Annotated in this window: 15 protein-coding genes; 3 read left to right on the top strand and 12 right to left on the bottom strand. The window is 61.5% G+C overall.

Annotation, left to right across the window (positions count from 1 at the left end; translation table 11 throughout):
- Nucleotides 1-215: 215 nt before the first annotated feature.
- The gene (locus P8A24_RS02600; RefSeq protein WP_278059433.1) at nt 216-512 is read left to right on the top strand and encodes a WhiB family transcriptional regulator; all 297 of its coding nucleotides are present in this window, start codon (nt 216-218) and stop codon (nt 510-512) included.
- 169 nt (nt 513-681) lie between these two features.
- On the opposite strand, the gene groES is transcribed toward P8A24_RS02600, so the two are convergent.
- Entirely contained in the window at nt 682-978 is a 297-nt protein-coding gene (gene groES, locus P8A24_RS02595) for a co-chaperone GroES (protein WP_278059431.1), read from the bottom strand.
- Nucleotides 979-1,147: 169 nt separating this feature from the next.
- Between groES and P8A24_RS02590 the strand changes: the two genes are divergently transcribed.
- Complete coding sequence (locus tag P8A24_RS02590) at nt 1,148-2,329, top strand: class I SAM-dependent methyltransferase (RefSeq protein ID WP_278059429.1); 1,182 nt, start codon at nt 1,148-1,150, stop codon at nt 2,327-2,329.
- Nucleotides 2,330-2,472: 143 nt separating this feature from the next.
- Here the strand turns inward: P8A24_RS02590 and tsaD are convergent, their stop codons facing one another.
- The 8 genes from tsaD to glmS all read right to left on the bottom strand — a co-directional run bounded on the left by tsaD (nt 2,473) and on the right by glmS (nt 10,672).
- Complete coding sequence (gene tsaD / locus P8A24_RS02585; RefSeq protein ID WP_423190685.1) at nt 2,473-3,522, bottom strand: tRNA (adenosine(37)-N6)-threonylcarbamoyltransferase complex transferase subunit TsaD; 1,050 nt, start codon at nt 3,520-3,522, stop codon at nt 2,473-2,475.
- 51 nt (nt 3,523-3,573) lie between these two features.
- Nucleotides 3,574-4,059: a GNAT family N-acetyltransferase gene (locus P8A24_RS02580; RefSeq protein WP_278059425.1), complete on the bottom strand. Its 486-nt coding sequence runs from the start codon at nt 4,057-4,059 to the stop codon at nt 3,574-3,576.
- On the bottom strand, nt 4,056-4,748 hold the full coding sequence (tsaB, locus tag P8A24_RS02575) for a tRNA (adenosine(37)-N6)-threonylcarbamoyltransferase complex dimerization subunit type 1 TsaB (RefSeq protein WP_278059423.1): 693 nt from the start codon (nt 4,746-4,748) through the stop codon (nt 4,056-4,058). The genes P8A24_RS02580 and tsaB overlap by 4 nt, the downstream gene beginning before the upstream one ends.
- Nucleotides 4,729-5,562: a hypothetical protein gene (locus P8A24_RS02570; protein ID WP_278059421.1), complete on the bottom strand. Its 834-nt coding sequence runs from the start codon at nt 5,560-5,562 to the stop codon at nt 4,729-4,731. Before P8A24_RS02570 ends, tsaB begins: the two co-directional genes overlap by 20 nt.
- On the bottom strand, nt 5,559-6,080 hold the full coding sequence (gene tsaE, locus P8A24_RS02565) for a tRNA (adenosine(37)-N6)-threonylcarbamoyltransferase complex ATPase subunit type 1 TsaE (protein ID WP_278059419.1): 522 nt from the start codon (nt 6,078-6,080) through the stop codon (nt 5,559-5,561). The genes P8A24_RS02570 and tsaE overlap by 4 nt, the downstream gene beginning before the upstream one ends.
- A 28-nt stretch (nt 6,081-6,108) precedes the next feature.
- Nucleotides 6,109-7,212 carry an alanine racemase gene (gene alr, locus P8A24_RS02560; protein WP_278059417.1) on the bottom strand — a complete coding sequence of 368 codons (1,104 nt, stop codon included), beginning with the start codon at nt 7,210-7,212 and terminating at the stop codon, nt 6,109-6,111.
- On the bottom strand, nt 7,209-8,708 hold the full coding sequence (locus tag P8A24_RS02555; RefSeq protein ID WP_278059415.1) for a bifunctional ADP-dependent NAD(P)H-hydrate dehydratase/NAD(P)H-hydrate epimerase: 1,500 nt from the start codon (nt 8,706-8,708) through the stop codon (nt 7,209-7,211). The genes alr and P8A24_RS02555 overlap by 4 nt, the downstream gene beginning before the upstream one ends.
- A gap of 110 nt (nt 8,709-8,818) precedes the next feature.
- The gene (gene glmS / locus P8A24_RS02550) at nt 8,819-10,672 is read right to left on the bottom strand and encodes a glutamine--fructose-6-phosphate transaminase (isomerizing) (RefSeq protein ID WP_278059413.1); all 1,854 of its coding nucleotides are present in this window, start codon (nt 10,670-10,672) and stop codon (nt 8,819-8,821) included.
- 184 nt (nt 10,673-10,856) lie between these two features.
- Here glmS and coaA point away from each other — a divergent pair, with 184 nt between their 5' ends.
- Entirely contained in the window at nt 10,857-11,777 is a 921-nt protein-coding gene (coaA, locus tag P8A24_RS02545) for a type I pantothenate kinase (protein WP_278059411.1), read from the top strand.
- 93 nt (nt 11,778-11,870) lie between these two features.
- On the opposite strand, the gene glmM is transcribed toward coaA, so the two are convergent.
- The 3 genes from glmM to rplM all read right to left on the bottom strand — a co-directional run bounded on the left by glmM (nt 11,871) and on the right by rplM (nt 14,353).
- Entirely contained in the window at nt 11,871-13,205 is a 1,335-nt protein-coding gene (gene glmM, locus P8A24_RS02540; protein ID WP_278059409.1) for a phosphoglucosamine mutase, read from the bottom strand.
- A 181-nt stretch (nt 13,206-13,386) separates the two neighbouring features.
- Nucleotides 13,387-13,872 carry a 30S ribosomal protein S9 gene (rpsI, locus tag P8A24_RS02535; protein ID WP_278059407.1) on the bottom strand — a complete coding sequence of 162 codons (486 nt, stop codon included), beginning with the start codon at nt 13,870-13,872 and terminating at the stop codon, nt 13,387-13,389.
- Nucleotides 13,873-13,909: 37 nt separating this feature from the next.
- A complete protein-coding gene (rplM, locus tag P8A24_RS02530; RefSeq protein ID WP_278059405.1) occupies nt 13,910-14,353 on the bottom strand; it encodes a 50S ribosomal protein L13 in 444 nt (147 codons plus the stop codon).
- Between the last annotated feature and the right edge of the window lie 266 nt (nt 14,354-14,619).

The raw sequence follows: 14,619 nt of genomic DNA, 5'->3' as shown, positions 1-14,619 counted from the left end.
CTCTCCTCACGCACAGGAGTGCACTCATTCCCGTGCGAGAACGGCAAAAATAGGCGGATTTTCATGCGCAAGCGATATCTAGCAGAAATGAGAGTGAAGATCAACACTGTTTCTTCGCGGATTTGCAAGTTAAACTAGATGAGGTTTCGCGCAGGGCGATCATTTGGGGTCGCCATCGCGGTTCCCATGCACATGGATATAAAGGACGTGAAATTTTGGTAGCTCGCATCAAAGATGTTGACGGTGCCCTTGTGGATTTTTGGGACTGGCAGCTTCTCGGCGCTTGCAACTCGATGGATCCGGAATTCTTCTTCCATCCCGAAGGCGAACGCGGTGGCCCGCGTCGTCGTCGCATCGAGCGCGCGAAGCGCATCTGCCAGGCTTGCCCGGTGATCGAACAGTGCCGTGAGTATGCACTCTCCCACAACGAGCCGTATGGCGTATGGGGCGGCATGTCGGAAGAGGAACGCAACCGTGTGGTTGCCCGCCGTCGTCACGCACCGACAGCCTGAACGCAGTCGAACATAAAGGAGTGGAGGAACACCGAGGTGTTCCTCCACTCCTTTATGTTCGTTCGCCGAGGCGAAACGCGGGCCTCACGCAGCAAGCCGCCGCCCGACGTCGGGCCGTCACCTTGCGCCGGATCAGCTCATCTGCGCCTCACAGGGCACGCCGAGCGATTCAGCGCTCGACCACTGCGAGAACGTCGCGCTGGGAGAGGATGATGAACTCATCCTCGCCATACTTGACCTCGGTGCCGCCATACTTGGAGTAGATCACCTTGTCGCCAACCTTGACGTCCATCGCGACGCGGTTGCCGTTGTCATCAACTCGGCCCGGGCCCACGGCCAGAACCTCGCCCTCCTGGGGCTTTTCCTTCGCGGTATCGGGCAGGACCAGGCCAGAAGCGGTGGTCTGCTCAGCGGAAACCTGGCGGATGACGATGCGATCGTCAAGCGGCTTAATGGAAACCGACATTCGGATTCCTCCTTTATTACTCACAACTTTGGACGGAATGCGACGCCGTCGCGGGGGTCGCCTCACTCCAACAACACCATCTAGATTAGGCCGATTTTGGCACTCGGTCAACGCGAGTGCCAGCGCATCGCCGGGCGCGAACACGCGATGGCGTGAGACAATGGGACACGTGATTTCTTCGCTTCTCACCCCCGATGGCATGGCGCTCCTCGACCGGCTCAGTAGCTACGATCCGCAGCAGGTTTTCGCGCTCACCGCGCAGCTTCGCGCCGAGGGCTACTCCCCCGAGGTCGTTGCAGCCGCGCTCACGCAGGCGCGCCTGCGCGAGGCGGCGGTAGCGAAGTTCGGACCGTTCGCACCCACCATGCTCTTCACTGCGGACGGGCTCGAGCAGTCCACGCGCCTGCGCGTGTCCGCGCATCACGCCTCGCGGCTACGCTCAGCTGGCGCCACCTCCGTGCTCGACGTCGGGTGCGGAATCGGCGGCGATTCGCTCGCTTTCGCCGGGCTCGGCCTGGACGTGACGGCGATCGAGATTTCCGACGACGCCGCTGCCGCCGCCTCGTTCAACCTCGCACAGTTCCCGACGGCGAAGGTTTTCCACACGGACGCGTTTTCGCTGGATCTTGGCTCGTTCGGCGCCGACGCTGCGTGGCTCGATCCCGCCCGCCGCGCTGGCGGCCGCCGGATCACGAACCCGGCCGAGTGGTCGCCGTCGCTGGAGACGGCCATCGAGATTGCACGGGGCTTCCGTAGTGCCGGCATCAAGGTGGCGCCCGGGATCGACTATCGCGATCTGCCGGCCGATTCGCGAGTCACGTGGATTTCCGACGGTGGCGAGCTTCTCGAGGCCGTGATTTGGCTGGGCGAGGCGGCGCAAACTCCGGGCCGCGAGGCGCTCGTTCTGGGGGACGGCACGTGGCAGTGGGATCCGCAGGTGGATTCCCCGCAGGCCGAGGCCGAGATGGCGCAGCCGCGCGAGCTCGGCGAGTGGCTGTACGAGCCCGATCCGGCGATTATTCGCTCGGGATCGGTGGCTTCACTCGCCGCTTACCTCGAGCTGGCGCCCGTTTCGCAGGCTATCGCCTACCTCAGCGGCGGCGAGGTTGATTCGCCGCTTCTTGCTCGTTTCCGCGTGCTCGATGTGCTGCCGTTCGATGCGAAAGCGATCCGGCGCGAGCTTGCCGAGCGCGGGATCGGCCGGGTGGAAATCAAGAAGCGAGGCACCGACGTCGTGCCGGATACGTTCCGGAAGAAACTCAAGCTCGATCCGAAACGTACCGGTAGCGCAACACTGATTCTCACGCCGCTGCTCGGCAAGCACCAGGCGATCCTCGCCGAGCGGGCGTGAGAGCAAGCTTCGACGCGCCGAAGCGATTGCGGAAACCGTGGGGAATATACGAACTTTGCCCGTGGCGTATCCGCGGTGAAAGGCGCTCAAGAGAAAAGCTGGTGGGCGTTCGATACCCACCAGCTTTTGCCTCTGAGGTTCCGTTAGCGCACCACGATCACATCGCGCGAGAGGCCCGTGTTCACCGTGATCCCCAGATCGCTCGGCTCCACGCCCGCCATCACCAGCGAATAGCCAAGAGCCGCAATCATCGCGCCATTATCGGTGCAGTATCGGATCGGTGGGATACGCACGGTCACGCCGTACTTTTCCGCACGCTCCTCCGCAAGCGAACGCAGACGCGAGTTTGCCGAGAAGCCGCCGCCGATCACGAGGGTGTCGCAGCCGAAATCCTCACACGCTTGGAACGCCTTCGCCGTCAGAACATCCGCGACCGCTTCCTGGAAACCAGCCGAAATGTTCTCGCGCTGGAGCTCCTCACCGCGCGCAAGCGTTCCTTCGATGTGACGGGCAACGGCTGTCTTCAAACCAGAGAACGAGTAATCGTAGGGGTGGTTGACCTTGTCCTTGCCCTTGGACAGGCCACGCGGGAACCGGATCGCATTCGGATCGCCTGCCTGCGCGAGCTTATCCACGTGCGGGCCGCCCGGGTACGGCGTACCGAGCAAACGGCCGACCTTATCGAAAGCCTCGCCTGCGGCGTCGTCCAGAGTGCCGCCGAGTTCCTTGACGTCGGTTGCGATGTCGTTGACCAGCATGAGGTGCGAATGGCCACCGGAAACGGCCAAGCCAACAAACCTTTCCGGAAACGCGCCGTGGACCAGCTGATCCACCGCGATATGACCAATAATGTGGTTCACGCCGTACAGCGGCTTGTTCAGTGACAGCGCCAGTGCCTTCGCCGCCGACACTCCAACCGTGAGCGAACCGACCAGGCCAGGACCGGCCGTGACTGCGATTGCATCCACATCCTCGAGTTGCACGCCCGCCTTCTCCAGCGCCGCGTTCAGGGTTGGCACGAAGGACTGCAGGTGCGCACGCGAGGCGATCTCCGGAATGATGCCACCGAAACGCGCGAACTCATCCATCGACGTCGCCGTTACGTCCGCTAACAGTTCCCCGCCGCGAACCAGCGCAACGCCGGTCTCGTCACACGAGGATTCAATTCCCAAAACTAGTTTTTCCACGCCCATTATTGTACCGCTCGGGCTCCCCCACCGTTCCGTGAGGTTCGCCGCCCGTGCTCACCTTTCGTTCGTTTGTTTTCTCTCCGCTGACGCCGATGGCTCGAGTTTCATAATCAGTGCGTCGTCGTCGGAATAGTAGTTTTTACGCCGGCCCACCACAGTGAACCCGGCCCGCTGGTAGAGGCGTTGCGCCTCCTCGCCTTTCGCCCGGACCTCGAGGAAAATCGCCTCGGCGCCCTCCGCCCAGGCGGCAGCGATGAGCTCGCTGAGGAGCTCGCCGCCAATCCCCCGCTCGCGCGCCTGCTCGGCGACAGCGATCGTCAAGATCTCGGCCTCCGGGCCAAATCCCACACCGCCGAGCGCGATCACCTCACCCGCAGTTTGCGGCGGCTCCGGCTCGCTCTCCACCAACAGGTAGAGCTGGCCAGGAGCCTCAACAGCCTGTTGCCACACGGCAAGCGGCCACGCATCCGGCCCGAACACGCGCGCATCAAACCGCGCGAGCCGGGCCGCATCCCCAGGCCGAACCGGACGGAATCTCACTGGTACGGATTACCCTCGGCCTTCGGCTGCGCGTGTGCGCCGCCGTGAACATCCGGGCGGCGCAAGTACTGCGGCTCAGTGCCCAGATCCAGATCCTCGCCAGCCTCCACGCGCGCTTTCCGCGACGCCGCTAGGCGAACCATCACCGCCGGATCAGCGTGAACCACCGTGCGCTCCCCGAGCTCGTCCGGGTACAGATCCTCCGACGGCGCTGCGAGAACGGCTGGTTCCTTCGCGAGTTCCTCAGCGAGTGCGGCCGGCTTGAGCACACGAGCCTCGGTGATCACCGCGACGTCGTCGGCGCCCATCGGGCGGGCACGAAGCGCATAGACTTCCTTGCGCCGAGCGTCGATCACACTCACTACTTCTTGAGCACCGGCGTCGGCGGCCGCGAGCGCCAGCACCTCGAGGGAGGAAACTCCCTCAACCGGAACACCCCAGCCGCGGCCGAGTGCGCGGGCTGTCATCAACCCCGCGCGCAGGCCCGTGAATGCTGCCGGACCGGTGCCGGCCACGATCAGATCCGGGCGCGAAATACCCGCTTCCTTCAAAACCTCGGCCACCATGGGTGTGAGATGCTCGGCGTGATGGCGTGAATCCGTTTCGTGGCGCGCAGCAAGAACCTCAAAGTTCTCGCCAACCACGCCGATCGAGATACCGGCAGATGTATCAATCGTCAGAGTTGTCATTGTTATCCTTTTCCAGATTCTCGTGTGTACGAGGAAGTTGATAAACAGCGACCTTCGGGGCCGCATCCTTGAATGACGGTTTTTCATGAAGTGGCTCTGGCGCAGGAACCGCTTGGGGCATATCCTCGAGCCTCTCTCGATTATTTTGGTCCCAGCGAAGCCACGCTAGCGAGAAAACTGCAAGGAGCCCGACTCCCCAACCAACCGCAATCTTGGACAGGAGGGAGTGTCCCGTCTGAGGAGTCTCTGCAATACTTGTGCTCGAAGAGCGGCGTTTTTCGCCAGCGAGAGAGCCCCTGTTGATCAGAAAATCCTGGAGCGAGATCTCGCCGAGGACAACTTCCGCGCCTGCCTTGGAGGCTGGAGTGATGGTCTGCCCTGCGAGCGCAAACCATGCCTCAAGCTCTGGATCGGAAACGAGGCGGATATTGCGTGTTCCGGCCGCGCTCCCCAGGCGAACATCGGCTGTCACTTTGATCGCTTTGGGCTTACGGTCATCAAAGTTTGCTTCAAGCGAGCCGACCACAACGCCGTTCTTGGAAACCGGTGCCACCCAATTATTGGTATCCGCGACAGTTGCGGTTGAGCCAGCACCCGAAAAACGAAAAGCCCGCACGGGCGTTCCCACAGTAATCACCGTGGGGCCGTCGGCTGCAACTCCGAAAAGAGACGGCGCCTGGCGTTCGGCCTGGGCAAGTCCTGCATCCTCAAACCAGGAAATAACATCGGGGACTGGGGGAACGTCCTGAGCAAGCGACGGTAGCGCCACAGGGAGGAACCCCAGTAACGCAAGCACGTACGCCAGAATCTTCATGCGCGCTCCAGATGCGCAACCTTCGGATCAGCGAGAACTGAATCCGCGAGCGCCTGCGAGCGCGGCCCGTGTGTCACAAACGTGAGAGTTCGTGGAGCATCCTCATAGAGATCCTCCACCTCTTCCCCCTCGTTCGAGCCTTCGGGGCGGACAATCTGGATCTCAAGACGATCCTCCGCAAGCATCTCAACCTTGCCGCTACCCCATTCCACAACCGTCAGAGAATCCTCGAGAGACGTATCAAGATCGAGTGCGTCGATCTCCTCGATCGAGTTCAAACGGTAGGCATCCACATGCACCAGATCGATACGCCCGTGATGAATCTGCGCGATCACGAACGTAGGACTCGCGATCGCGCCCTCGATGCCAAGGCCACGGGCGATGCCTTGCGTCATTGTTGTTTTTCCGGCGCCGAGTGGGCCGTTGAGCATCACGAGATCGCCGGGTTCGGCAGCCTGACCAATTGCATAACCAACCGCCTGAATATCGACGGCCTGAGGAACTAGTAGAGAAACCATTTCTCTCCTTTCGCCCATATATTCTATGTTAGGCCACAGGGATCCGTGCCACTCGCGGGCCAATCCTGGTGACTATCTCATACCCGATAGTGCCTGCAGCTTCTCCCCAATCGTCCGCACTCGGGGCGTGAGCGCCTCCAAAGAGAACGGCGACATCACCCTCAGCAGCTCCCGGGACCTCCACGATGAACTGATCCATACACACGTTTCCCATAATCTTGGCTCGTTCGCCACCGAGGCTCACGTATGCGTTGCGCGACGCCGATCGCGGGATACCGTCGCCGTAGCCCAGCGGGACCACGGCGAGATGTCCGCCGACGGCGATTTCCGTGTGCCCGTATGAAATTCCGGTGCCCGCGGGAACATCGCGAACAGCAACAACATCAGCTTCCAGACGCATCACGGGTTCCAGGCCAAGGGACTCGGCGCTTGCCCGGCGCATATTCGGAGACAAACCGTACAGCATCGCTCCCGGGCGGATCATGTCGTATCGGGTGGCCGGATGCCACAGCGCACCTCCCGAAGCGGCGAGATGGAACATCTCAGGCACGACCCCAGCCTGCGCAAAGGCCGCACGAGCCTCTTCGAAACGAGCCGTTTGAGCAATCGTCAGCGAATCATCATCACTATCAGCATTGGCGAGGTGGCTCCATAAGCTCACCACCTCAATGGCGCCTTCCGCCTGGAGTCGACAAAGCTCGGCCGCCAGAGCATCGAGATCAGAGGGGTTCACTCCCCCGCGGGCCATTCCGGTATCGACCTCCACGTGCACACGGGCGGTCGCCCCAACCTCGCGGGCAGCGGTAGCGAGCTCTCGCAACGCCCACTGGCTCCCCACGCTCACATCCAGGACGTTCTCCACAGCCGCACGCAAGTTCGCCCCCGGAGCATAGATCCACGTGAAAACACGGGGAACCGGCCCCACCAAGTGCCGCAAGTGAAGAGCTTCCTCCAGCTGAGCCGCACCGAACCACTCCACACCAGCACCCAAGCCCCAGCGAGAAATGAACTCAATGCCGTGCCCATAAGCATTCGCCTTCACGATCGCCATTGTGGGCGCAAGTTCGCGAGCAACCTCAAGATTGTGTTCAAATGCGCTCTTCGAAATATAGGCGCGCGACGGGTAGCTCATGATTCTCCATTCAGGATTTCGTCGATAACATCGGGCAACGCGGAAGAAATCTCCCTAGCTCGGATGGGTCGCCCAATGCGACCGTTCGAACGGGCGGCGCGCTGCGCCGCCCGCGCGTGGAGGTGGGAGGCGGCCGCCGCCGCGGCGGCCGCGGCCTCTTGGGTCGGTTCAACACCTGCGAGAATACCTCCGAGGACGCCAGCATAGGTATCTCCCGCGCCTGCGACCCCACGCCACCCCGGCGCTCCGCCCTGTGCGTAAGCCATGCCGTTCGGCCCTGCGATCACATCAATCGCGCCCTTCGCAACCACAATGGCTCCGGTGGCCCGTGCAGCGGCGCGAGCAGCTGCAAGCGGCGCAGCCTCAATCTCTTCGCGGCTCATTGGCTGACTCAGCTCCCCCAACAGCGTGCTCAATTCACCAGCATGCGGAGTGAGAACAGTTACTTGTGGCAACTGTTGCGTCGCCGCGAGCGCCACTGCCCCAGCGTCGAGAATAACCGGCACACCCTCAGCCACCGCATCCGCAAGCACGCGCTTCGCCTCACTCAGATCGTCCAGCCCTGAGCCGATCACCCAAGCTTGTACCCGGCCAGGTGCCGTGACAACCTCAGGAAACACACCAGTGACGTCGGCCCCGCCGAGATACCGGACCATTCCCGGCCCCACAGCCAAAGCGCCTCCGATTCCGAGAAGCGCGGCCCCCGGATATGTGCGCGAACCCGTCAGCATCCCAAGCACGCCACGCGTGTACTTGTGATCACGAGGTCCAGGAACTAGCCACAGATCCGCCACATCCGCATCACCTAGCGCACACACCTCCGCTTCCTTTGGCAGGTTCGACTCAATGCCGATCGGCACGTCCACAATACGGCCGCACACCAACGACGCCGGTGGCACCAGATGCGCCGGCTTGCGCGCGCCCATCGCCACCGTCATGTCTGCCGCAAGCACCGGCCCCGGCAATGTTCCATCGCCAACACCAACGCCGCTGGGCACGTCCACAGCGATCACATGTGGCTCATCAGGGCTCGCCGCACGTTCCTCATTCAACGCCTCGATCCACGAGGCAACAGGCTCACGCACCGCACCCGACGCTCCGATCCCTAACAGACCATCGATCCAGGTTCCACCCCACGCGGCAAGCCCACGCAACACGTGAAGATCCGCCGGTGTGCCCTCAAGCTCAACCGTTCGCACACCCGCCGCTCTCGCTGCGGCAAGGCCTTCGGCATGCGCACCAGGAAGGTGCGCGACCTTCACCGCCACTCCTCGCCGCGCAAGGATCGCGCCAGCGAACAGCGCATCCCCACCGTTATTTCCGCGGCCCGCCACAACAAGAACCGCAGATCCGCTCACCCGTGCTCCACGCGCATGCAGATCCGCAATCACCGCCTGTGCACAGGCAAACGAAGCGAGCGCCATCAGCGGCTCGCCTGCATCCAGCAGCGGCCTCTCTGCCGCCGCAACATCATGTGGCAAATACGATCTCAACATGTCTCAAGCCTAGGCCCTACCTACGACAAAAAATCGCTATCACTTCAACATTCGCACGAAAAAGAAAAGCGGGCACCGACGTCGCCCGACGCCGATGCCCGTTTCACGTCTCACTCCACAGTCACGGACTTCGCCAGGTTACGCGGCTTGTCGACGTCGTAACCCTTCGCCGCCGCCAAAGCGCCAGCGAAAATCTGCAACGGGACAACAGTTACCAGTGGCATCATGAGCGTCGGCGTCGAACGCGGAACGCGAATCACGAACTCCGAAATCTCGTCCACTGCTCCATCGCCTTCCTCGGCAATCGCAACGACGCGAGCACCGCGAGCGCGAACCTCCGCAATATTCGAAATCACCTTCGAGTGCAAAAGCGGACGACGCGGGGTCGGCACAATGAAGAACACCGGCAGGCCTTCCTCCACGAGAGCGATCGGACCGTGCTTGAGTTCGCCAGCGGCAAAGCCCTCAGCGTGAATGTATGCCAGCTCCTTCAGCTTCAAAGCACCCTCGAGCGCAATCGGGAAACCAACATGACGGCCCAGGAAAAGTACCGAATCAACATCCTGCATCCGCTTCGCAAGGCTCTTGATCTTATCTTCCTGCTCCAACACCGCCTCGATACGACCCGGCATGCGTGAAAGCTCCTCCAGATACGTCGCAACTTCATCCGGGAACTTGTTGCCGCGAAGCTGCGCAAGGTAGAGGCCGAGCAAATATGTTGCGGTGATCTGCGCGGTGAACGCCTTCGTGGAGGCCACAGCCACCTCCGGGCCAGCATGCGTGTACAACACAGCATCCGACTCACGCGCGATCGTCGAACCGTACGTGTTCACGATGGACAAGACGCGCGAACCCTGCTCGCGTGCGTGACGAACCGCCATCAGAGTATCCATCGTTTCACCCGACTGTGAAATCGCGACGACGAGCGTGCGCGGGGTCAGGATCGGATCACGGTAACGGAACTCGTGCGCAAGCTCAACCTCGACGCCGATACGGCACCAGTGCTCGATCGCGTACTTGGCGACATGCCCTGCATAAGCAGCAGTACCACATGCCACAACGATAATCTTATCCACGCTGCGCAGCTCTTCCTCCGAAATACGAAGCTCATCGAGCGTCAGCGCACCATCAACCATGCGGCCACGCAACGTCTCAGCAACCGCGGTGGGTTGCTCGTGGATTTCTTTCTCCATGTAGGTGTCGTAGCCGTCGTGCATCGCCATCTCGGCGTTCCACTCAACCTCGTACGTCTTCCCTTCAACAACGTTGCCATCGAAATCGCGGATCTCGACCGAATCCGCACGCAAGGTGACGATGCGATCTTGATCGACCGCCATCGCCGTCGTCGTCGAACCGACGAAAGCCGCAACATCCGAACCCACGAAATTTTCGCCCTCGCCAATACCGATCACAAGCGGCGAATTACGGCGAGCGCCAACAAGAACATCCGGATGATCCGCACTCACTGCAACAGTCGCAAACGACCCCTCCAGACGGCGCGCCACCTGGCGCATCGCCTCAGTGATCTCCACGCCTTCTGCAAGCTTGCGTGCGAGCAGGTGAGCGATCACCTCAGAATCCGTATCCGACGCGAAAGTCACGCCATCGTCTTCGAGCTCGTTACGAAGTTCGCGATAATTCTCAATAATGCCATTATGAACGATCGCCACCTTGCCGTTCGCCGAAGCGTGCGGGTGCGAATTGCGATCACTCGGGACGCCGTGGGTTGCCCAGCGCGTGTGGCCGATCGCAGCCATCCCCTCTCCCACCGGCGAAGCTACAAGCGACTCACGGAGATTATCTACGCGGCCCTGCTTCTTTCGCAGATCTACGCCGCCGTTCGCGGCAACTGCCACGCCCGCCGAATCGTAGCCGCGGTACTCCAGACGCGACAGACCTTCAAGAACAACATCGAGCGGGCGGGCCGAAACGGCCTGGCCAACGTATCCAACGATTCCACACATAGGAAAAAATATACGACGAAATTGCCAAAACTTCTGCGCTACACGACACAACGTTCGCCCACGGCATCGCCGACACTCTCGCAACGACGTCGCACCTACCCATCGGCACCGCAACGTGGCGCACGTAACGTCCCAAGGTCGCTCACCGCCCGCGCCAACACGCGAAACGTGCGAAACTAAAAACATGCCGTACGTGACTTTTAACCACGATGAATGGGCTGCACTTGCGCAGGCCACCGCGCTTCCGCTCACGGATCGTGATCTAGCGCGCCTGTCCTCGCTTGGCGATCCGATCTCGCTCGAGGAAGCCGATGCAATCTACCGTCCCCTGTCAGCGATCATCCAAATGTTCGCTGGAGCCCAGGGAGCACTGTTTGCCAGGGCGAAAGAATTCCTCGGCTTCTCACAACCTCGCACGCCGTTCATCGTCGGAATCGCCGGCTCGGTCTCCGTGGGCAAATCCACCACCGCACGTCTCCTTCGCGAACTCCTCTCGCGTTGGCCAGGCACGCCGAACGTTGCACTCGTCCCCACCGACGGCTTCCTCATGCCCAACGCCGAACTCGAGGCGCGCGGCATCCTCGGCCGTAAAGGCTTCCCCGAGTCCTATACACCTGGCGCCCTCACCAAGTTCCTTGACGACATCAAGTCCGGGCGCGACGCCGAAGTGCCAGTCTACGACCATGTTTCCTATGACATCGTCCCTGGAAAATCCATCACCGTTTCCAGCCCCGATATCCTCATCGTCGAGGGCTTGACGCTCCTCCAGCCCGCCAAGCTCGACGAACGCGGCGAATACGCTGGAGTGTACGACTACTTCGACTTCACCATCTACCTCGACGCTCCTGAAACGAGCCTCGAAGAATGGTACGTAGACCGCTTCCTGAAACTGCGCACCACGGCGTTCTCCGACCCGCGCTCCTACTTCACCAACTACGCGGGCCTGTCCGACCAGCAGGCCGCCTCCACGGCGCGCGACATTTGGCGCGCCATTAACCTCCCCAACCTTCGTGAGAACATCGCACCGACGCGTTCGCGCGCCACCGTCGTCCTCACGAAAGGTGCCGACCACCGCATCGAGAAAATCCACCTCAAGCGGCTCTAAGCCGACACCGGGGCGCGAGTCGCCACCAAACGCGCCGACGCCGGGGCGCAAATTGCGCGACCGGCGTCGGGAGCAGGAAAAACAGATGCCCGCTTAGAGTGCCAGCTTCTCCTCCACAACCGCAGCAAGACGCTTCGCAACGTCGTCAGCCTGCTTCTGTGTTGCGGCCTCAACCATCACGCGCACGAGCGGCTCAGTTCCAGATGCGCGAAGGAGCACGCGGCCAGTCTCTCCGAGCTCCGCCTCTGCCTGCGCAACCTCGGCAGCGATCTTATCCGTCGCGGTCTTATCCACGCCGCGCACATTGATAAGCGTCTGCGGAAGGCGCTTGACAAAGCCCACCAGCTCCGAGAGCTTCGGGCCACCCTTACGGGCAACAATCGAGGAAACGAGGATTGCGGTAAGCGTTCCATCGCCCGTGGTTGCATGCTCAAGATCGATCACATGACCCGACTGCTCGCCGCCAATCACGTAGCCTTTCGCAAGCATTTCCTCGAGCACGTAGCGATCGCCCACACCGGTGACCGCGACGTCGATACCCTTCTCCTTCATCGCCAAGCGTAGGCCAAGGTTACTCATCACTGTGATCACGAGAGTGTTGTTCGCGAGCTTGCCTTGCTCCTTCAGATCCACCGCGAGTAGGCCCATGATCTGATCGCCGTCCACCAGGTTGCCATCCTCGTCGACCGCAAGGCAACGATCGGCGTCGCCGTCGAACGCGAAGCCCATATCTGCGCCCGCTGCCACGACCATCGCCTGAAGAGCCTCCGGATGGGTAGAGCCAGCGTTGAGGTTGATATTTCGCCCATCTGGCTCGGCGTTGATCACAACGACGTCGGCGCCAAGCTCGCGGAACACCGTGGGCGCAACCTCCGAAGCAGCACCGTTGGCACAATCAAGCGCGATACGCAGGCCCTTCAGGGGCTCGCCACAGGCCACGAGGTGATCCATGTACGCACGGTCCGTCACCACGGAATTCTCGGTGACGCGGCCAACGCCTTCACCCGTCGGACGCTCCCACTCCTCACCCAGCACAGCTTCGATCTCGTCCTCCACCGAATCGTCCAGCTTAAAGCCGTTCGATGAAATGAACTTAATGCCGTTATCCGGCATCGCATTATGGGAAGCCGAAATGACCACGCCGAGATCGTAGCCCTTCTCCGCCGTCAGGTAGGCGATACCTGGCGTCGGGATCTCACGGGCATGCTCGACGTCGATACCTGCAGCAGCGAGCCCGGCGCCCAGGGCATGCGAAAGCATCGGGGAAGACTGGCGAGTGTCACGACCAATGATCGCACGCGGGCGACGCCCTTCGACGCCTTTCGCCAGAACGCGCCCGCCGGCCTCGCCCAACTTCACTGCAAGATCCACAGTGATATCTTTATTCGCCAGGCCGCGAACACCATCGGTACCGAACATGCGAGCCATCAGGCCTCCTTCAATAAATTTCCTTAACTCCCCCATTATTCCACTTCTCCGTCATACACTGCGGGTGCCTTGCCGAACAAAATTCGTGTGTGTACCCCGCCGTCAACACTGTCAACGCCAAACATCGAGGAAGGGACCCCCGCCTGAGCGGAGGTCCCTTCCAATAAAAGATCGGTATCGATCAGCGCTTCGAGAACTGCGAAGCCTTGCGGGCCTTCTTGAGGCCTGCCTTCTTACGCTCGACTGCACGAGCATCGCGGGTGAGGAAGCCAGCCTTCTTCAGGGCCGGGCGGTTCGACTCGCGATCGATCTCGTTGAGTGCACGGGAGATGCCCATGCGAAGCGCGCCAGCCTGGCCGGAGGTGCCGCCGCCATTGATGCGGGCGATCACGTCGAAACGGCCTTCGATGTCCAGCAGGACGAACGGGGAGTGCACGAGCTGCTGGTGCAGCTTGTTCGGGAAGTACTCCTCGAGCGTGCGGCCGTTGATCTTCCATTCGCCGGTGCCCGGAACAAGGCGGACACGAGCAACAGCTTCCTTACGGCGGCCCAGGCCAGCGCCCGGGGCCGTCAGGGAAGCACCCTGACCCGTGGGCTCAGATTCGCTCACGGTGCTGTACGAGGTCGGGGTCTCCTCGAACTCTTCAGTTGCAGTGGTTTCAGCCACAGCTTCTCCTTAAAATCTTGCGGGCAGCGCCCGGGCCTTACTGTACGACCTGCTTGAGCTCGTAGGCCTCCGGCTGCTGAGCAGCGTGCGGGTGCTCCGCACCGCGGTAAACCTTGAGCTTGGTCAGCTGCTGACGTCCAAGGGTGGTCTTCGGGACCATGCCCGCGACAGCCTTCTTCACAGCCTTTTCCGGATTCTCTTCCAGGAGCTCGGCGTAGGACGTAGCCTTCAACCCACCCGGGTAACCGGAGTGGTGGTAAGCCATCTTCTGCTCGAGCTTTGCACCCGTGAGCGCCACCTTCTCGGCGTTGATCACGATGACGAAATCGCCGGTATCAGCGTTCGGAGCGAAGTTGGGCTTGTGCTTCCCACGGAGCAGGTTGGCAACCTGGGCTGCCAGACGGCCAAGGACGATGTCGGTGGCGTCGATGACGTACCACTTCTTCTCTACATCCCCGGGCTTCGGTGTATAAGTGCGCACTTGCGTAGCCTTCGTTTCTGTTAATCTTCGGGCTCCACGCTTTGAAAAATGGCTTGCTTCAAAGCGGTTTGCCCCTGGTCAAAGTTAACGGTGGGATTCTCTCGCGCGACGAGTGGGAATAAGCATCAACGCATGAGTTTCCACAGCATTTACCTACTGTAGTCGCTCACATTAACTCGCGTCAAAGGAAAGGCGGCGCTGTGAGCCGATTCATTGTCCCCTCTTCAACGCCCCCGACGCCGACGAACGTCATACGACGTCGGCTC

Origin of the sequence: Arcanobacterium wilhelmae (assembly GCF_029632765.1) — a bacterium.
Taxonomy (GTDB): domain Bacteria; phylum Actinomycetota; class Actinomycetes; order Actinomycetales; family Actinomycetaceae; genus Arcanobacterium; species Arcanobacterium wilhelmae.
Note: the sequence above shows the minus strand (reverse complement) of the source record. Positions and strands in the feature narration are given on the sequence as shown.

Excerpts from the sequence above, each read along its gene's own strand:
- groES (WP_278059431.1), bottom strand. The coding sequence starts at position 978 with ATGTCGGTTTCCATTAAGCCGCTTGACGATCGCATCGTCATCCGCCAG.
- tsaD (WP_423190685.1), bottom strand. The coding sequence starts at position 3,522 with ATGGGCGTGGAAAAACTAGTTTTGGGAATTGAATCCTCGTGTGACGAG.
- tsaB (WP_278059423.1), bottom strand. The coding sequence starts at position 4,748 with ATGACAACTCTGACGATTGATACATCTGCCGGTATCTCGATCGGCGTG.
- P8A24_RS02570 (WP_278059421.1), bottom strand. The coding sequence starts at position 5,562 with ATGAAGATTCTGGCGTACGTGCTTGCGTTACTGGGGTTCCTCCCTGTG.
- tsaE (WP_278059419.1), bottom strand. The coding sequence starts at position 6,080 with ATGGTTTCTCTACTAGTTCCTCAGGCCGTCGATATTCAGGCGGTTGGT.
- alr (WP_278059417.1), bottom strand. The coding sequence starts at position 7,212 with ATGAGCTACCCGTCGCGCGCCTATATTTCGAAGAGCGCATTTGAACAC.
- P8A24_RS02555 (WP_278059415.1), bottom strand. The coding sequence starts at position 8,708 with ATGTTGAGATCGTATTTGCCACATGATGTTGCGGCGGCAGAGAGGCCG.
- glmS (WP_278059413.1), bottom strand. The coding sequence starts at position 10,672 with ATGTGTGGAATCGTTGGATACGTTGGCCAGGCCGTTTCGGCCCGCCCG.
- coaA (WP_278059411.1), top strand. The coding sequence starts at position 10,857 with ATGCCGTACGTGACTTTTAACCACGATGAATGGGCTGCACTTGCGCAG.
- glmM (WP_278059409.1), bottom strand. The coding sequence starts at position 13,205 with ATGGCTCGCATGTTCGGTACCGATGGTGTTCGCGGCCTGGCGAATAAA.